16 protein-coding genes are annotated in these 17,705 nt (G+C 74.2%); 6 read left to right on the forward strand and 10 right to left on the reverse strand.

Going from position 1 to position 17,705, the window contains the following annotated elements:
- Window positions 1-11 precede the first annotated feature (11 nt).
- Window positions 12-1,358, reverse strand: a complete 1,347-nt coding sequence (locus DMP17_RS38740) for an MFS transporter (protein ID WP_337832114.1) — start codon at window positions 1,356-1,358, stop codon at window positions 12-14.
- 248 nt (window positions 1,359-1,606) lie between these two features.
- Here DMP17_RS38740 and DMP17_RS38745 point away from each other — a divergent pair, with 248 nt between their 5' ends.
- A complete protein-coding gene (locus DMP17_RS38745) occupies window positions 1,607-2,488 on the forward strand; it encodes a dioxygenase family protein (protein ID WP_226366522.1) in 882 nt (293 codons plus the stop codon).
- Here the strand turns inward: DMP17_RS38745 and DMP17_RS38750 are convergent, their stop codons facing one another.
- A complete protein-coding gene (locus DMP17_RS38750; protein WP_337832115.1) occupies window positions 2,489-4,051 on the reverse strand; it encodes an MFS transporter in 1,563 nt (520 codons plus the stop codon).
- A 78-nt stretch (window positions 4,052-4,129) separates the two neighbouring features.
- On the opposite strand from DMP17_RS38750, the gene DMP17_RS38755 reads away from it, so the two are divergent.
- The 5 genes from DMP17_RS38755 to eutC all read left to right on the forward strand — a co-directional run bounded on the left by DMP17_RS38755 (window position 4,130) and on the right by eutC (window position 8,718).
- Window positions 4,130-4,693, forward strand: a complete 564-nt coding sequence (locus DMP17_RS38755) for a TetR/AcrR family transcriptional regulator (protein ID WP_226366524.1) — start codon at window positions 4,130-4,132, stop codon at window positions 4,691-4,693.
- 141 nt (window positions 4,694-4,834) lie between these two features.
- A complete protein-coding gene (locus DMP17_RS38760; RefSeq protein ID WP_226350435.1) occupies window positions 4,835-5,041 on the forward strand; it encodes a hypothetical protein in 207 nt (68 codons plus the stop codon).
- Between the two features lie 175 nt (window positions 5,042-5,216).
- Window positions 5,217-6,611, forward strand: coding sequence for an ethanolamine permease (gene eat / locus DMP17_RS38765; RefSeq protein ID WP_337832116.1), 1,395 nt, complete (start codon window positions 5,217-5,219; stop codon window positions 6,609-6,611).
- Entirely contained in the window at window positions 6,608-7,984 is a 1,377-nt protein-coding gene (locus DMP17_RS38770) for an ethanolamine ammonia-lyase subunit EutB (protein ID WP_226350433.1), read from the forward strand. The genes eat and DMP17_RS38770 overlap by 4 nt, the downstream gene beginning before the upstream one ends.
- A complete protein-coding gene (eutC, locus tag DMP17_RS38775) occupies window positions 7,981-8,718 on the forward strand; it encodes an ethanolamine ammonia-lyase subunit EutC (protein ID WP_226366526.1) in 738 nt (245 codons plus the stop codon). Before DMP17_RS38770 ends, eutC begins: the two co-directional genes overlap by 4 nt.
- Here eutC and DMP17_RS38780 read toward each other — a convergent pair.
- From DMP17_RS38780 to aceA, 8 genes are all read right to left on the reverse strand, one after another.
- Window positions 8,675-9,484, reverse strand: a complete 810-nt coding sequence (locus tag DMP17_RS38780) for an enoyl-CoA hydratase (protein WP_337832117.1) — start codon at window positions 9,482-9,484, stop codon at window positions 8,675-8,677. The genes eutC and DMP17_RS38780 overlap by 44 nt on opposite strands.
- Window positions 9,481-10,365 (reverse strand): 3-hydroxyisobutyrate dehydrogenase, encoded by an 885-nt coding sequence (gene mmsB, locus DMP17_RS38785; protein ID WP_337832118.1) that lies wholly within the window; start codon window positions 10,363-10,365, stop codon window positions 9,481-9,483. The genes DMP17_RS38780 and mmsB overlap by 4 nt, the downstream gene beginning before the upstream one ends.
- Window positions 10,362-11,441 (reverse strand): enoyl-CoA hydratase/isomerase family protein, encoded by a 1,080-nt coding sequence (locus tag DMP17_RS38790; RefSeq protein ID WP_337832119.1) that lies wholly within the window; start codon window positions 11,439-11,441, stop codon window positions 10,362-10,364. Before DMP17_RS38790 ends, mmsB begins: the two co-directional genes overlap by 4 nt.
- Window positions 11,438-12,595: an acyl-CoA dehydrogenase family protein gene (locus DMP17_RS38795; RefSeq protein WP_337832120.1), complete on the reverse strand. Its 1,158-nt coding sequence runs from the start codon at window positions 12,593-12,595 to the stop codon at window positions 11,438-11,440. Before DMP17_RS38795 ends, DMP17_RS38790 begins: the two co-directional genes overlap by 4 nt.
- Complete coding sequence (locus DMP17_RS38800; RefSeq protein WP_226366530.1) at window positions 12,592-14,094, reverse strand: CoA-acylating methylmalonate-semialdehyde dehydrogenase; 1,503 nt, start codon at window positions 14,092-14,094, stop codon at window positions 12,592-12,594. Before DMP17_RS38800 ends, DMP17_RS38795 begins: the two co-directional genes overlap by 4 nt.
- A 212-nt stretch (window positions 14,095-14,306) precedes the next feature.
- Window positions 14,307-15,440, reverse strand: coding sequence for a bifunctional 2-methylcitrate synthase/citrate synthase (locus DMP17_RS38805; RefSeq protein ID WP_226366531.1), 1,134 nt, complete (start codon window positions 15,438-15,440; stop codon window positions 14,307-14,309).
- The gene (locus DMP17_RS38810) at window positions 15,437-16,261 is read right to left on the reverse strand and encodes an isocitrate lyase/phosphoenolpyruvate mutase family protein (RefSeq protein WP_226366532.1); all 825 of its coding nucleotides are present in this window, start codon (window positions 16,259-16,261) and stop codon (window positions 15,437-15,439) included. The genes DMP17_RS38805 and DMP17_RS38810 overlap by 4 nt, the downstream gene beginning before the upstream one ends.
- A 12-nt stretch (window positions 16,262-16,273) precedes the next feature.
- The gene (gene aceA, locus DMP17_RS38815; RefSeq protein WP_337832121.1) at window positions 16,274-17,578 is read right to left on the reverse strand and encodes an isocitrate lyase; all 1,305 of its coding nucleotides are present in this window, start codon (window positions 17,576-17,578) and stop codon (window positions 16,274-16,276) included.
- Window positions 17,579-17,705: the final 127 nt, after the last annotated feature.

Below are 17,705 nucleotides of genomic sequence, written 5' to 3' on the forward strand. Positions count from 1 at the left end.
GGTGGGAGGGGTCAGACGGAGGCGGGCGACGGCTGTGCGCCGGCCCGTGCGGCGAGACGGCGCGGTGCGGTCTCGGGCAGTGCGGCGAGGCAGACCAGCGACAGCACCAGCGCGCAGGCCAGGTAGTAGCCGATGTTCACGGCGTCGCCGGTCCAGGCGAGGATCCGGTTCGCGACCAGCGGGGAGATCCCGCCGCCCAGCACGGCGCCGACGTGGAAGGCGATGCCCATCCCGGTCTGGCGCTGCTCGCGCGGGAACAGCTCGCCGAAGTAGACGTACATCGGTCCGAACAGGATCCCGGTGGCGGCGAAGCCCAGGCACATGGCGAGGGTGACCGCGCCGACGGTGCCCTGCGCGGACAGCGGGAAGATCGACAACGCGGCGACGGCCGAGAGCACCGCGCCGGACATCATCACCGGGCGGCGGCCGAACCGGTCCGAGGCGAGCGCGCCGACGACGTTGAACACCCCGTGCAGGACCAGCGCGAGGATGGCGCCGTTGACGATCGGCTGGCGCGGCAGGCCGAGCCCCTCCGGGGCGGCGGCGGTCGCGTAGGACAGCATGAAGATCGACAGGGCGAACGTCGTGGAGTTGAGCCCGATGTTGACCCCGGCGGCCAGCAGCACCCGCCGCCACCGCGAGCGCAGCACCTCGACGACCGGCGCGCGCCGGGCCTCCAGCGCCCCCGACGCGTGCAGCGCCCGGAACTCCGGGCTCTCCCGGACCCCGCGGCGCACCCAGATGCCCAGTGCCAGCACGACCCCGCCGAACAGGAACGGCAGCCGCCAGCCCCAGTCCGCGACGTCCTGGGCGGGCAGGAACAGCACGAACATGAACGCGACATTGGCCAGGATCGTCCCGACCGGGGAGCCGAGCGCGGTGAACACGCCCCACAGCGCGCGTCGCTCCGGTGGGGCGTGCTCCATCGCCAGCGTCGCGGCGCCGCCGGTCTCGCCGCCGCGGCACAGCCCGTGCACCAGGCGCAGGCAGACCAGCAGCACGGGCGCGGCGACGCCGATGGTCGCGTAGCTCGGCAGCAGCCCCATCAGGACGGTCGCGGCCCCCATGCCGAGGAAGGTCATCATCAGCGCGGTGCGCCGGCCGCGGCGGTCGCCGACCCAGCCGAACAGGACCGCGCCGAGCGGGGCCATGAGGAACCCGGTGCCGAAGGTCGCCAGACCCATGAACGTGCTGAACCACGGATCGCCCGTGCGGAAGAACGTATCGGTGAACACGAGCGCGGTCGCGGTGCCGTAGATCGCGAAATCATAGAATTCGAGCGAGGTGCCGACACCACTGGCGACGGCGACGCGGAGCAGGCTGGAACGGGGCGGCGCAGGGTCCGGTGCGGTGGTCATGGAGCGGGTCCCCCGGTTCGGGTCGGCGGATCGGCGGGGTGGACGCGCAGCTCAGCGGGGTCGCTGTGCGACGCGGCACACGGTCCACCGAGACAACACCGGCACCGTCGGGCGCTCCATCGGAAGTTGGGCCAACCCGGCTGAAGATTTCCCCCATGCCGCCCGAGGGAATCGACACTGGCCCGCCGGGAATCGCGCGCCCTAGCGTCGGCGTGCGATTCACACCGACGGTTCCGGGAGGATTTCCGATGCGTTTCCCGCACGAGACGGCCCCGGCCCCCGCCGACGCGCTCGTCGACCGGGTGACCCGGTCGTTCGACGCCTGCCCCGACCCGCGGCTGCGCGAGGTGCTGGTGTCGCTGGTGACCCACCTGCACGCCGTCGTGCGCGAGGTGCGGCTCACCGAGGACGAGTGGGCGGCCGCGGTCGCGTTCCTCACCCGCTGCGGGGAGGTCACCGACGAGCACCGCCAGGAGTTCGTGCTGCTCTCCGACGTGCTCGGCCTGTCGATGCAGACGATCACGGTGAACGACCGCGCCGAGGGCGGGGTCACCGAGGCCACGGTCTTCGGACCCTTCTTCGTCGAGGGCTCCCCCGAGGTCCCGCTCGGCGGCGACGTCGGCGGCGGCGCCCGCGGCGAGCCGTGCCTGGTCGAGGGCACCGTCACCGACGACGCGGGCCGTCCCGTCCCGGGCGCCCGGATCGAGGTGTGGGAGGCCGACGACGACGGCCGCTACGACGTCCAGTACGACGACGGCCGGGTCGCGGGCCGCGCGCACCTGTTCAGCGACGCCGAGGGCCGCTACCGGTTCTGGGGTGTCACCCCGACCCCGTACCCGATCCCGCACGACGGCCCGGTCGGCGCGCTGCTCGCGGCCGCGGGCCGGTCCCCGATGCGGGCGGCCCACCTGCACTTCCTGGTCACCGCGCCGGGCCGGCGCCGGCTGGTGACCCACATCTTCGTGCGCGGCGACGCGCTGCTGGACCACGACGCCGTGTTCGGGGTGCGGGACTCGCTGGTCACGACGTTCGAGCGCCGCCCGGCCGGGACGCCGGCACCGGACGGCCGGGTCCCGGACGGGACGTGGACCCGGGCCCGGTTCGACATCGTGCTCGGGACCGCGGACTGATCACCGGGCCCGGTCGGCGGCCGCGCGCTCGCCGGTGCCGGTGCCGGTGCCGCTGCCGGTGTCGCCCCCGGCCGTCGCCGGGATGGTCCGCCAGGCGACGACCGCGGCGGCCAGGGTGACGGCCGCGGCGATCAGCGAGGTCGTCTGCATCGCCGTGGTGAACGCCGTGCGGGCGCCGTCGAGGACCGGCGAGGCCGGGTCGAGGGCGTGGGTGCCCGCGGCGAGCGAGTCGGTCACCGCGGCCCGCGCCGCCGGGTCGAGCCCGTCGGGCAGCGCCAACCCGGCGCGGTACACCAGCGACACCACCGACCCCAGCACCGCGACGCCCATCGCCACCCCCAGCTCGAGCGCCGTCTCGGAGATGGCCGAGGCAGCACCGGCCTTGCGGGGCGGCACCGACGAGACCACCGCGTCGGTGGTGAGCGTCTGGGTCAGGCCGACCCCGAGACCGAGCGGCACCAGCGCGAGGGCGAGCCAGACGTAGCCGGCGAGGCCCTCGGTGACCGCGACGGCGACCAGGCCACCGGTGACCAGCGCCAGGCCGGCCGCGATCGCGCGGCCCAGCCCGAGCCGGCGGGAGAACCGCCCCACGACCGCCACGACGGCGATCGCCGACAGCGTGGTGGGCAGCTCGCCGAGCCCTGCCTGCAGGGGGGAGAACCCGCGCACGAGCTGCAGGTACTGGGAGAAGAAGAACAGCGTCCCGATCAGCGCGAACACCGCCATGAACCCGGCGAACACCGATCCGGCGAAGGCGGGGCGGGCGAACAGCGACACGTCGATCAGCGGGACCGGCAGGCGTCGCTGACGGCGGACGAACAGCACACCGGCACCGGCACCGGCGGCGAGCGCGGCGACCCCGGCGACGTCGACCCCGGCGGCGACGGCGTGCTTGACCGCCCACACCACCGGCACGATCGCGGCCATCGACAGCAGCGCCGAGACCAGGTCGAACGGGCCCGGCGCGGGGTCGCGGGACTCGGGCAGCAGCCACGCACCGGCCACGACCAGCACGACCATGATCGGCACGTTGATCAGGAACACCGAGCCCCAGGAGAAGTGCTCCAGCAGCGCGCCGCCGACCAGCGGCCCGACCGCGGCGCCGCCGCTCGCCGCGGCGGCCCAGGCCGCGATCGCCCGGGCCCGCTCGGCCGGGTCGGTGAACACGGTGCGGATCAGCGACAGCGTCGAGGGCATCAGCGTCGCCCCGGCGACGCCGAGCAGCAGCCGGGCCGCGATCAGCATGGAGGGGCTGGTGGACAGCGCCGCGAACAGCGACGCCGCACCGAACGCCGCGGCGCCGACGAGCAGCAGCCGCTTGCGCCCGACGCGGTCGGCCAGCGAGCCCATCACGACGAGCAGCCCGGCCAGGGCGAGGGAGTAGACGTCGCCGATCCAGAGGACCTCGGTCGCCGTCGGCGACAGGTCCGCGGTCAGCGAGGGCACCGCGAGGTAGAGCACGGTGTTGTCGATCGCCAGGACCAGGACGGCGATCGACAGCACCGCGAGGGCCGCCCAGCGGCGGCGGGGCGTGAGCTCCCGGGGAGCGACGACGTCGGACATGCGTGAAACTGTACCGACTGGTCGGTGAAGTTTCGACGTAGTCTCCGCCTCGCCGACCCGGGACGGGAGGATGGACCGATGGGTCGCACGTCCGGACGGTCCCCCGAGGACACCCGCAGGCTGGTGCTCGACGCCGCGGGCTCCGCCATCCGCCGCGGCGGCGTCGGTGCGACCCTCGACCTCGTCGCGCGCGAGGCGGGGGTCTCCAAGGGCGGGCTCGTCTACCACTTCCCCAGCAAGACCGCGCTGCTCGTCGCGCTGGCGCAGGTGGAGCTCGACACCTTCCGCGACGCCGTCCACGCCCACCTCGACCGCCCCGAGGGGACACCGGGCCGGCTCGTGCGCGCCTACGTGCGGGCGAGCCTGGCCCCGGTCGACGAGGGCGAGGCGCTGGAGCGGTTCACGCTGATCGCGCAGCTGCTGGCGGTGCCGGAGGTCCTCGACCTGGCCCGGGTCGACGACGAGCGCTGGCAGGCCGCGCTCGCCGCGGACGGGGTGCCGGAGGCGACGCGCACGCTGGTCCTCGCCGCCGCCGACGGGATCGGCGGCCGCCCACTGTGGGCGGCGGACCTGGCCCCGCCGGCGCGGGCCCGGCTGGAGGCGGACCTGCTCGGGATGGTGGACGCGGCGCTGGAGCACTGAGCGGCCGTCACGTTCGTCGGACCACCCGACCCGTTCGCCGAGACGCCGGTGGCGATCGTTCCACCGTGCACCGATCGCTGCCAGGGTGAATCCCGCCAACCGTCCGACGCGGCCGTGGGGCCGCAGTGAGAAGGGACCACCGTGGGCGACATCGCCGGCAAGGTCGACAAGGCGTACGAGGACAAGAGCGTGGCCGAGCTGGCCGACGCCCCCGTGGACGCGCTCAAGGGCGTCTCCGAGGGCGACGCGAAGCTCCTCAAGGAGGCGTTCAACATCACGACCGTCCGTGACCTGGGCACCAACAAGTTCTTCCTCTGGGCGCAGGCGATCAGCAAGCTCGCGGACTGAGCACCCCGGTGCGGGGCGGTGCGGGCGCCACTGCCGCACCGCCCCGCACCCCGCGGCGGACACACACTCTTCACACGGTTACCCCGCGCGGCCCTACCCCGGTCCGGCCCGTACTCCCTAGCTTGTCCCCACACCCGGCGGTCCCCGCCGGTGCGGACGCGCCCAGGAGGACGACATGGCCCAGGACCCGTCGGCCTACCTGGAGCGACGCCGGCTGCGGACCGGGGCGGCGGGCTGGGTCCTGCTCGCCGGGCTCGGCGTCAGCTACGTCATCTCCGGCGACTACTCGGGCTGGAACTTCGGCCTCGCCCAGGGCGGGTTCGGCGGGCTGCTGATCGCCGGCGTCGTCATCGCGGGCATGTACTTCGCGATGGTGCTGGGCATGGCCGAGCTGTCCTCGGCGCTGCCCGCCGCGGGCGGCGGCTACACCTTCGCCCGCCGCGCGCTGGGCCCGTGGGGCGGGTTCGCCACCGGCACCGCGATCCTCATCGAGTACGCCATCGCCCCCGCGGCGATCGCCACCTTCATCGGCGCCTACGTCGAGTCGCTGGGCCTGTTCGGGATCACCGACGGGTGGTGGGTCTACCTCGCCGCCTACCTGCTGTTCATCGGCATCCACATCGCCGGTGTCGGCGAGGCGCTCAAGGTCATGTTCGTGATCACCACGGTCGCCGTGCTGGGACTGGTGGTGTTCGCCGTCGCCGCGGTGCCGCTGTTCGACACCGCGAACCTCGTCGACATCGCGCCGACCGCGGCCGCCGGAGCGTCGCCGTTTCTGCCGTTCGGCTACCTGGGGATCTGGGCGGCGGTGCCGTTCGCGATCTGGTTCTTCCTCGCGCTGGAGGGCGTCCCGCTGGCTGCGGAGGAGGCACGCGACCCCGAGCGGAACGTGCCCCGCGGGATCGTCGCCGCGATGCTGGTCCTGCTCGTCACCGGGGCGCTGGTGCTGGTGCTCGCGACCGGCGCGCTCGGCGCGCAGGCGCTGTCGGAGTCGGGCAACCCGCTGGTCGAGGCGCTCGGCGGGTCGACCGCGGGGGTCGTGGTCAACTACGTCGGGCTTGCCGGGCTCGTCGCGAGCTTCTTCTCGATCATCTACGCCTACTCCCGCCAGACCTTCGCGCTGTCACGCGCCGGGTACCTGCCGCGGGTGCTGTCGGTGACCAACGGCCGCAAGGCCCCCACGCTCGCCCTGATCGTCCCCGGCGCGATCGGCTTCCTGCTCTCGCTCACCGGGCAGGGCGCGGTGCTGCTCAACATGGCGGTGTTCGGCGCGGCCCTGTCCTACGTGCTGATGATGGTCAGCCACATCGTGCTGCGCCGGACCGCGCCGGAGATGCCGCGGCCCTACCGGACCCCCGGCGGCGTTGTCACGACCGGGTTCGCGCTGGTCGTCGCCGTGCTCGCGGTCATCGCGACGTTCCTCGTCGACCCGGTCGCGGCGGGCGCGACCCTCGGCGCCTTCGCCCTGTTCATGCTGTACTTCGCGCTCTACTCCCGACACCACCTGGTCGCCGCGGCCCCCGACGAGGAGTTCGCGGCGCTGGCACAGGCGGAGGCCGAGCTCACGTGACGACCCGCAGGGCCTCCGTCGGGGGGCACACCCACGAGTTCGCGGACCTGCGGGCGCTGCTGGCCGCGGCCACCCCGGAACGCTCCGGGGACGTGCTGGCCGGTGTCGCCGCCCGCTCGGAGTCCGAGCGCGTGGCCGCCCAGACGGTGCTCGCCGACCTGCCGCTCGCGACGTTCCTGGAGGAGCAGGTCGTCCCCTACGACGACGACGAGGTGACCCGGCTGATCGTCGACTCGCACGACCGCGCGGCGTTCGCCCCGGTCGCGTCGATGACCGTCGGCGGGTTCCGCGAGCACCTGCTGGACCCGTCCACCGACACCACCGCGCTCGCGCCCGGCCTGACCCCGGAGATGGTCGCGGCGACGGCCAAGCTGATGCGGCTGCAGGACCTGATCGCCGTCGCGCGGCGCACCCCGGTCGTCACCGCGTTCCGCTCGACGGTCGGGCTGCCCGGCACGATGGCGACCCGGCTGCAGCCCAACCACCCCACCGACGACCCGGCCGGGGTGACCGCGTCCATCGTCGACGGGCTGCTGCTCGGCTGCGGCGACGCCGTCATCGGCATCAACCCGGCGACCGACTCGCCGCAGCGCACCACCGACCTGCTGCACCTGATCGACGAGGTGCGCACCCGCTACGACATCCCCACCCAGTCCTGCGTGCTCGCCCACGTCACGACCTCCATCGAGATCATGGAGCGCGGCGCCCCGGTGGACCTGGTGTTCCAGTCCGTCGCCGGCACCGAGGCGGCGAACACCGGGTTCGGGGTGACCCTGGCGATGCTGCGCGAGGCGCACGACGCGGCGCTGTCGCTGGGCCGGGGCACCGTCGGCACGAACTGCATGTACTTCGAGACCGGGCAGGGCTCCGCGCTGTCGGCCGACGCCCACCACGGCGTCGACCAGCAGACGCTGGAGGCGCGGGCCTACGCCGTGGCCCGCGCATTCGACCCGCTGCTGGTCAACACCGTCGTCGGGTTCATCGGGCCGGAGTACCTCTACGACGGCAAGCAGATCACCCGCGCCGGGCTGGAGGACCACCTGTGCGGGAAGCTGCTGGGTGTCCCGATGGGTGTCGACGTCTGCTACACCAACCACGCCGAGGCCGACGCCGACGACACCGACGCCCTGCTCACGCTGCTCGGCGCGGCGGGCTGCTCGTTCGTCATCTGCGTGCCCGGCGGCGACGACGTGATGCTGCACTACCAGTCGCTGTCCTTCCACGACGCGCTCTACGCCCGGCAGGTGCTGGGTCTGCGCCCGGCGCCCGAGTTCGGGACGTGGCTGTCCACGATGGACATGCTGGCGCCGGACGGGCGACTCAAGGAGCTCGCGCCGTCCGCGGTCCGGGCGCTCACGGCAGGTGTGCGGTGAGCGGGTCCGACCCGCTGGAGCTGCTGCGGGCCTCCACCCGGGCGCGGGTCGCGCTCGGCCGGGCCGGGGACGCGCTGCCGACCGCGCGGCTGCTGGAGCTGCGGGCGGCGCACGCCGCGGCCCGCGACGCCGTGCACACCCCGCTCGACGTCGACGCGCTCGCCGACCGGATCGCCGCGCTCGGGGTGGACACGCTGCGCGCCGCCGGGGCCCCGGCCGACCGCACCGAGTACCTGACCCGGCCCGACCTGGGCCGCCGCCTCGCCGACGGCACCGACCTGCCGCGCGGGGAGCACGACGTGGTGCTCGTCGTCGCCGACGGGCTCTCGCCCCGCGCGGTCGCCGAGCACGCCCCCGGGATGCTGGCCGAGATCCTCGACCGGCTCGACGGGTGGCGGGTGGCGCCGGTCGTCGTCGCCACCCAGGCCCGGGTCGCGCTCGGCGACGAGATCGCGACCGCGGTCGGGGCGCGGCACGTCGTCGTGCTCGTCGGGGAGCGGCCGGGGATGAGCTCGGTCGACTCGCTCGGGCTGTACTTCACCTACGACGCCCACCGGGGCCGCCGCGACTCCGAGCGCAACTGCATCTCCAACGTCCGCCCGCCGCACGGCACCGGCTACGCCGCCGCCGCGACCACGCTCGCCCTGCTGATGAGCGAGGCCCGGCGGCTGAAGCTGTCCGGGGTCGCGCTCAAGGCCGATCCGGCGCTGCCCCCGGGCGCTCCGGACGGCTGAACACCGCGGGCCGCTTCTCCAGGAAGGCCGCCATCCCCTCCGCCCGGTCCGGCGTGGCGAACAGCGCGTGGAAGGTCCGGCGCTCGAACCGCAGCCCCTCGGCCAGCGAGGTCTCCAGCGCGACGGCCACGGCCTCCTTCGCCGCGGCGGTGGCCGTCCGCGACATCCCCGCGATCGTGGACGCGACGGCGAGGGCCTCGTCGAGCAGGGTGTCCGCCGGGACCACCCGGCTGACCAGGCCGGACCGCTCGGCCTCCGCGGCGTCCATGGTGCGCCCGGTGAGGCACAGGTCCATCGCCTTCGCCCGGCCCACCGCGCGGGTGAGCCGTTGCGAGCCGCCGATCCCGGGGATGACCCCGAGCCGGATCTCGGGCTGCCCGAACCGGGCGGTGTCGGCGGCGACCAGCACGTCGCACAGCATCGCGAGCTCGCACCCACCGCCGAGCGCGTGCCCGGCGACGGCCGCGACGAGCGGGGTGCGCAGCCCGGTCAGGCCGTCCCAGCCGGCGAACAGGTCGGTCGCGACGACCTCGGCGTGCGACAGCCCGGCCATCTCGGCGATGTCGGCCCCGGCGGCGAACGCCCGGTCCGAGCCGGTGATCACCACCGCACCGACGGCCGGGTCGGCGTCGAAGGCCCGCACGGCGGTGATCACCTCGTGCATGAGCTCCTGGTTCAGCGCGTTGAGCGCCTTCGGCCGGTCCAGCCGGACCAGCCCGACCCCCTCGGCCGGGGTGCTGACGACGATGGTGGTGTACCCGGTCACGACTGGTCCCTCCGGATGTCGGTGATGATCGCCGAGAAGTCCTGGGTGCGCGGGTCGCGCGCGGTGAACTCGGCGTAGCGCTCGGTGGCGCGCCTGCCGACCGCGGTGTCGACGCCGGCCTCGGCGGCCGCGGCGTCGGCGAGCCGCAGGTCCTTGAGCATGAGCTGGGCGGCGAACCCGCCGGTGAAGTCCCGGTTGGCCGGGCTGGTGGGCACCGGACCGGGCACTGGGCAGTTGGTGTCGACCGCCCAGCACCGGCCGGACGAGGTGGACAGGACGTCGTAGAGGGCCTGCGGTTCCAGCCCGAGGCGCTCGGCCAGCACGAACGCCTCGGCGACCACCACCATCGACGCGCCGAGCACCATGTTGTTGCACATCTTCGCGACCTGGCCCGCGCTCGGCCCTCCGCAGTGGACGGTGCGCTTCCCGAGCACGGCGAGGACCGGCCCCGCCGCGTCGACGGCGGCCTGCTCGCCGCCCACCATGAAGGTGAGCGTCCCGGCCTCCGCACCCACGACGCCGCCGGAGACGGGGGCGTCGACCGACGGGTGCCCGGTCGCGGCGGCCCGCGCGTGGGCCGCCCGGGCGGAGGCGACGTCGATGGTCGAGCAGTCCACGAACAGCGCGCCGTCCGGTGCGGCCGGGAGCAGCTCGTCGTGGACGGCCAGCACGTGCTCGCCGGTGGGCAGCATGGTGATCACCACCTCGGCGTCGCGGACGGCGTCGGGGCCGGTGGGGCGCACCGTCACCCCGGCGGCGGCCGCGGTGTCGCGGGCCGCCGGGGCCGGGTCGTACCCGGTGACCTCGTGCCCGGCGGCGACCAGGTTGGCGGCCATCGGGCCGCCCATGTTCCCCAGTCCGACGACGGCGATCCGGCTCATCGGTCCTCCCCCAGTCCCAGCTCGTCGGTGTCGGTGAGCGGCGCGAAGAAGCCGTCCACCAGGGTGTCGTCGACCTGTTCGAGCACCGGTGGGTTCCAGCGCGGGTTGCGGTCCTTGTCGACGACCTGCGCGCGGATCCCCTCGACCATGTCCGGTTCGGTGAGGCAGCGCAGCGACACCCGGAACTCCTGGTCGAGCGCGTGCTCCAGCGACGGGAGCCGGCGCGCCCGGCGGACCGACTCCAGCGCGACCTTCACGCACGACGGCGAGCGCTGCCCGATCGTCTTGGCGGTGTCCTCGGCGTCGGGCACGCCGGACGCCGAGAGCCGGGCGACGATCTGCTCGGCGGTGCCGTCGGCGTAGCAGCGGTCGATCCACCAGCGCGACGCGCCGAGCCCGGCCTCGGGCTCGGGGGCGGCGAGGTGCTGGAGCAGGTGCCCGAGGTGCTCGTCGAACGCGGCGCCGGTCACCCGGACGTCGCCGAGCGCGGCGAGCAGTGCCGGGACGGTGTCGGTCGGCAGGTACCAGTCGGCCAGGCCCATGGCCAGGGCGTCGCCCGGGCCGAGCCGGCACCCGGTCAGCGCGGCGTGCGTACCGAGCTCACCGGAGGCACGGCCGAGCAGCCAGGTGCCCCCGACGTCCGGGACGAACCCGATCCCGGTCTCGGGCATGGCGATCTGCGTGCGTTCGGTGACGATCCGGTGGCTCGCGTGGGCCGAGACCCCGACCCCGCCGCCCATGACGAGCCCGTCCATGACCGCCACGAACGGCCGGGGGTAGCGGGCGATCCGGGCGTTCAGCCGGTACTCGTCGCGCCAGAAGTCCCGGGTCGCGGTGCCGCCGGCCCGCGCGTCGTCGTGGATGGCGCGGATGTCGCCGCCCGCGCACAGGCCGCGCTCGCCCGCGCCGGTCAGCAGCACGGCGCCGATCCCGTCGTCGTGCTCCCAGTCGTCGAGGGCCGCGGCGATCGCGCGGACCATGTCGTGGGTCAGGGCGTTGATCGCCCGGGGCCGGTCGAGCTCGATGTGCCCGATCCGGCCGGTGCGGGTGAGGCGCACGTCGCCGCAGGTGGTCACTGGTCCGCTCCCATCAGTCCGCGGGAGACGATCACGCGCATCACCTCGTTGGTGCCTTCGAGGATCCGGTGCACGCGCAGATCCCGCACGATCTTCTCGATGCCGTACTCGGCGAGGTAGCCGTAGCCGCCGTGCAGCTGCAGGGCGGTGTCGGCGACGTCGTGGCCGGTGTCGGTGGCCAGCCGCTTGGCCATGGCGCAGAGCCGGGTCGCCCCGGGTTCGTCCGCGTCGAGGGCCCGGGCCGCGCGGTGCAGCAGCAGCCGGGCCGCGGTGAGCTCGGTGTGGGCGTCGGCGACCCGGAACCGCAGCCCCTGGCGCCACGCGAGCGGGGCCCCGAACGCGGTGCGGTCGGTGAGGTGGGCGACGGCCCGGTCCAGCGCGGCGCGGGCCCCGCCGAGCGAGCAGGCGCCGATGTTGAGCCGGCCGCCGTCGAGCCCGCCCATCGCGATCCGGAAGCCCTCGCCCTCGGCCCCGAGCCGGTCGTCGTCGGACACCCGCACCCCGCGCAGCACGACCTGCCGGGTGGGCTGGGCGTTCCACCCCATCTTGGGCTCGTCCGGGCCGAACGCGAGCAGGTCGCGGGCGACGAGGAACGCGCTGATGCCGGCGGCGCCGGGCCCGCCGGTGCGGGCGAACACCAGGTAGCGGTCGGAGGTGCCCGCACCGGAGATGAACTGCTTGACGCCGTCGAGGACCCAGTCGTCGCCGTCGCGGACGGCGGTGGTGCGCAGGGCCGCGGCGTCGGAGCCGGCGTCGGGTTCGGTGAGGCAGTAGGAGGCGAGCTCGTCCATCGCGCACAGCGCGGGCAGGTACCGCTCGCGCTGGGCGGCGGTGCCGTGCCGGTCGACCATGCCGGTGACCATGTTGTGGATCGACAGGTACCCGGCCAGCGACGGGCAGCCGGTGGCCAGCGCCTCGAACACCAGCGCGGCGTCCAGCCGGGACAGTCCCGTCCCGCCGTGGTCCTCCGCGACGTACAGCGCGGCCATGCCCAGCTTCGCGGCCTCGCGGAGCACGTCGACCGGGAAGTGCTTGTCGCGGTCCCACGCCACCGCGTGCGGCGCGAGGCGCTCGGCGGCGAAGGTCTCGGCCGTGGCGACGAGGTCCCGCTGGAGGTCGGTCAGCTCGGCGGTCTCGGCGTACCGGGCGGTCACGACATCGTCGGGATCACGAAGGAGGCGCCGTCCTTGATCCCGGAGGGCCAGCGCGAGGTGACGGTCTTGGTGCGGGTGTAGAAGCGGAACGCGTCCGGGCCGTGCTGGTTGAGGTCGCCGAATCCGGAGGCCTTCCAGCCACCGAAGGTGTGGTAGGCGATCGGGACCGGGATCGGCACGTTGACGCCGACCATGCCGGTCTCCACCTTCGCCGCGAAGTCGCGGGCGGCGTCGCCGTCGCGGGTGAAGATCGCGACGCCGTTGCCGTACTCGTGGGAGTTCGCGATCCGCAGCGCCTCGGCGTAGTCGGCGGCCCGGACCACCGACAGCACCGGGCCGAAGATCTCGTCGCGGTAGAGGCCCATGTCGGTGGTGACCCGGTCGAACAGCGTCCCGCCGACGAACCAGCCGCCCTCGGCGCCCTCCGGTGCGGGCACCCCGCGCCCGTCGACGACGAGCTCCGCGCCCTCGTCGACGCCCGCGTCGATCGCGCCGGTGACCCGCTCGACCGCGTCGGCCCCGACCAGCGGCCCGAGGTCCGCGGTCTCGGAGTCCGAGCGGCCCAGGACCAGGCCACGGGCGCGTTCGGCGAGCTTGGCGACGAGCCGGTCGGCGGTCTCCTCCCCCACCGGGACCGCCACCGAGATCGCCATGCAGCGCTGTCCGGCCGAGCCGAACGCGGCGCCGGACAGGGCGTCGGCGGCCTGGTCGAGGTCGGCGTCGGGCAGCACGACGAGGTGGTTCTTCGCCCCGCCGAAGCACTGCGCGCGCTTGCCGTGCGCGGTGGCGGTCGCGTACACGTGCCGGGCGATCGGGGTGGATCCGACGAACCCGACGGCGGCGACGTCGGGGTGCACCAGTAGGGCGTCGACGGCCTCGCGGTCACCGTGCACGACGTTGAGCACGCCCGGGGGAAGCCCGGCCTCGGCGAAGAGCTCGGCGATCCGGACCGGCACCGACGGGTCGCGCTCGGACGGCTTGAGGATCACCGCGTTGCCGCAGGCCAGCGCGGGTGCCGCCTTCCACAGCGGGATCATGGCGGGGAAGTTGAACGGCGTGATCGCCGCGACCACGCCGAGCGGCTGGCGCATCGAGTAGACGTCGATGCCCGGTCCGGCGTCGGTGGAGTACTCCCCCTTGAGCAGGTGCGGGGCCCCGGCGGCGAACTCGACGACCTCGAGCCCGCGCTGCAGGTCGCCGCGGGCGTCGGGGAGCGTCTTGCCGTGCTCGGAGGACAGGAGCGCGGCCAGCTCGTCGGCGTGGGCGTTCGCCAGCGCCAGGAAGCGGAGCAGGACCCGCGCCCGGCGCTGGGGGTTCCACGCCGCCCACTCCCGCTGCGCGGCCACCGCGGTGCGCACGACGTCGTCGACGTCGCCCGCGCCGGCGAGCCGGACCCGGCTGCGGACGGTTCCGTGGTTGGGGTCGAAGACGTCGGAGAATCGCGCGGACGCACCCGTCCACGGTTTTCCGGAAACGAAATGGTCGATGACCTCGGACATGGGCGTGCCCCGTTCGACGAGATGGGAAAGGAGCCGGAACGGCGTCCGCGACAGCGTCCGCCTTGGCCCCACGACCATAAAGTCGGACGTCCATCTATGTCCACTGCCTGCGTGGATGTGTTCCGGAACACCATTCTTCGTCGAATTCCGGGCATGCCGAGAACCGGACGGGGCATCGGACCCGTCCGGTTCTCTGACGCGTATTCAGGGTGTCATCGAATGGCGTCCACCTCCCGCCGGGACTTCCCGTCGTACTGCGCGACGGGACGGATCAGGACGTTGTGTGCGGCCTGTTCGATCACGTGCGCGGTCCAGCCGCTGATCCGCGACATCGCGAACAGCGCGGTGAACAGCGGGGTGTCGAACCCCATGAGGTGGAACAGCGGACCCGCGGCGTAGTCGAGGTTGGGGCGCAGCCCCTTCTCGCGGAGCATCGCGCCGGCGAGGACCTCGTAGTGCGCCATCAGGTCCCGGCCGCCGCGCATCTCCGCGACCCGTCGCATCTGCGCGTGCAGCGCGGGCACCCGCGAGTCGCCGCGCTTGTAGACCCGGTGCCCGAAGCCCATCACCCGCTCGCCGGCCTCGAGCCGGGCGGCCAGCCAGTCGTCGACGTGGTCGGGGTCGCCGATCTCGGCGAACTGGGTCATCACGGCCTCGTTCGCCCCGCCGTGCAGCTCGCCCTTGAGCGCTCCGAGCGCGGCGACGACCGCGCTGTAGAGGTCCGACCGGGTGGAGGTGACGGTCCGGGCGGCGAAGGTGGAGGCGCTGAAGCCGTGGTCGGCGTAGAGGATCATGGCGATCTCGAACGCCCGCACGACCTCCGGTTCGGGGACCTCCCCGAAGGTCATGTGGAACACGTTCTCGGCGTGGCCGAGGCCGGGGTCCGGTGGGATGGGGTCCAGGCCGCGGCGACGCCGCTGGTCCAGCGCGACGACCGTCGGCAGCACCGCGAGCAGCTCCACGGCCTTGTCCGCACTCGCGTCGGTGGAGCGGTCCGCCGTCGCGGGGTCGGCGGCGCCGATCCGGCTCACGGCGGTGCGCAGCACGTCCATCGGGTGGCAGTCGGTCGGCAGCGACAGCAGCATCGCCTCGCACGCGGGGTCCAGCGCCCGCAGCGACCGTTCGCGACGCTCCAGCGCGGCGAGCTCCGCCGCGTCCGGCAGCTCGCCGGTCCACAGCAGGTGCGCCACGTCGAGGAAGGTGTGGCGCTCGGTCAGCCCGGGCGCCGGGTAGCCGCGGTAGAGCAGCACGTTGCGGCAGGGGTCGACGTCGGAGATCGACGTCGTGTCGGCGACGACCCCCACCAGGCCGCGCCGGACGTGGGTGTCCCTCGGGTTCTCGGTCATCGGTGTCCTCCTCCGGCGGGAGCCGCGGCGCGGTCCCGGGTGCGGTCGCCGCCGTGGGCTCCGGGCGGGAGCGCGCCGGCGGGACCTCGTGGTGTTCCTGCGTCGCGCGGGTCCCGGCGGCCACGGTCGGTGGCGGCCGGGGCCCGCGGGCCGGTGACGGGGTGGATCACGACGTCCATGCCGAGGGCGGCGAGCTGCGTGACGGTGGGCAGCAGGACGGGGGTCGGGTCGCCGCCGGTGACCGTGGTCGCGGTCACGAGCAGCGGGACGGCGAGGGCCTCGCGCAGGACCGTGTACGCGGTCCGCGACACGGGCGCCTCGACGACGATCACGTCCGCACCGGCGCCGACACAGGCGCGGGCACGGTCGATGGTCTCGATCAGGCCGCCGGCGGCGCCGGCGGTGGTGCGGACCCCGATCAGGAGGTCCGGGTCGTGGCGGACCCGCACGGCGGCGCGGACCCGGGCCGCGACGTCGTCGGCCGCGTGGTCGGCGGGATCGGTGTCGTCGAGGTGCACACCGGACGCGCCGGCGGACTCGAACCGGGCGACGTCGTCGGCGTCGCCGTCACCGCCCAGGTCCACGAGGACCGGCAGCGGGGTGGCCCGCACGATCCGCGCGGTCAGCGCGACCGGCTCCTCCATGCCCGCGGTCGCCGCCGTCACGTGGACGCCGTCGAGGCCGAGTGCGGCGACCTGACGCGCGGCCGCGGTGGTGGTGACGGTCTGGAAGCGCAGCGGTCGCGCCCCCGGCCGGGCACGGCCGAGCGCCGCGCGCAGCCCGGTCCGCCTGCGGACCGGGGGGACGTCGGTCTGCAGCATCAGCGCACCCGTTCAGCCGTGGAACTGCTCGGACTCGGTGGACCCGGCCAGCGCCGTCGTCGACGACTCCGGGTTGACCGCGGTGGAGACCGCGTCGAACCAGCCGGTGCCGACCTCGCGCTGGTGCTTGATCGCGGTGTAGCCGTCGGCCTCGGCGGCGAACTCACGCTCCTGCAGCGCCACGTAGGAGGTCATGCCGTTCGCGGCGTAGCCCTTGGCCAGGTCGAACATCGAGTGGTTGAGCGCGTGGAAGCCGGCGAGGGTGATGAACTGGAACGCGTAGCCCATCGCGCCCAGCTCACGCTGGAAGCGGGCGATCGTGTCGTCGTCGAGGTGCTTGCGCCAGTTGAACGACGGCGAGCAGTTGTAGGCGAGCAGCTGGTCCGGGAACTGGCCCTTGATCGCCTCGGCGTACTTGCGCGCCAGCTCCAGGTCCGGCACCGAGGTCTCCATCCACAGCAGGTCGGAGTACGGCGCGTAGGCCAGACCGCGGGTGATGCAGGGCTCGATGCCGCCGGTGACCCGGTGGAAGCCCTCCGCGGTGCGCTCGCCGGTGAGGTAGGGCCGGTCACGCTCATCGACGTCGGAGGTGATCAGGTTGGCGGCCTGGGCGTCGGTCCGGGCGACGATCACCGACGGCACGTCGGCGATGTCGGCTGCGAGCCGCGCCGCGTTCAGCGTGCGGACGTGCTGCGAGGTCGGGACCAGCACCTTCCCGCCCAGGTGCCCGCACTTCTTCTCCGACGCGAGCTGGTCCTCCCAGTGCACGCCCGCCGCCCCGGCGGCGATCATGGCCCGCATCAGCTCGAAGGCGTTGAGCGGACCGCCGAAGCCCGCCTCGGCGTCGGCGACGATCGGCACCAGCCAGTGCGGGTCGTCCCCGCCGTCGGCGGCGGCACGGCCCTCCAGGGTGCTGATCTGGTCGGCCCGCAGCAGCGCGTTGTTGATCCGGCGCACCACCGACGGCACCGAGTTCGCCGGGTAGAGGCTCTGGTCGGGGTAGGTCTGCCCGGCCAGGTTGGCGTCGGCCGCCACCTGCCAGCCGGACAGGTAGATCGCCTCCAACCCGGCGCGCACGCTCTGCACCGCCTGGTTGCCGGTCAGCGCGCCGAGTGCGTGCACGTAGTCGCGCTCGTGCAGCAGCCGCCACAGCCGCTCGGAGCCCAGACGGGCCAGGGTGTGCTCCTCGCGGACGCTGCCGGCCAGCGCCACCACCTCCTGTGCGGAGTGCCCGCGGGTGGTCCCGGCCCAGCGCGGGTCCTGCGCCCACTGCCGCTCCAGCTCGTCGATCCGCTCCTGGCGATGGGTCCCGGTCATGTCGTGCTCCTCTGCGAAGGTCTCGTCCGTGTCCGCGCTCACGGCCCGGCCGGTGGTGACCGGAGGGTGTGGCGATCTCTCGAACGGGGTGCGACCAGCATCGGAGCCGGGACCGGGGTCCGGCGAC

This window comes from Pseudonocardia sp. TMWB2A (genome assembly GCF_017312135.1).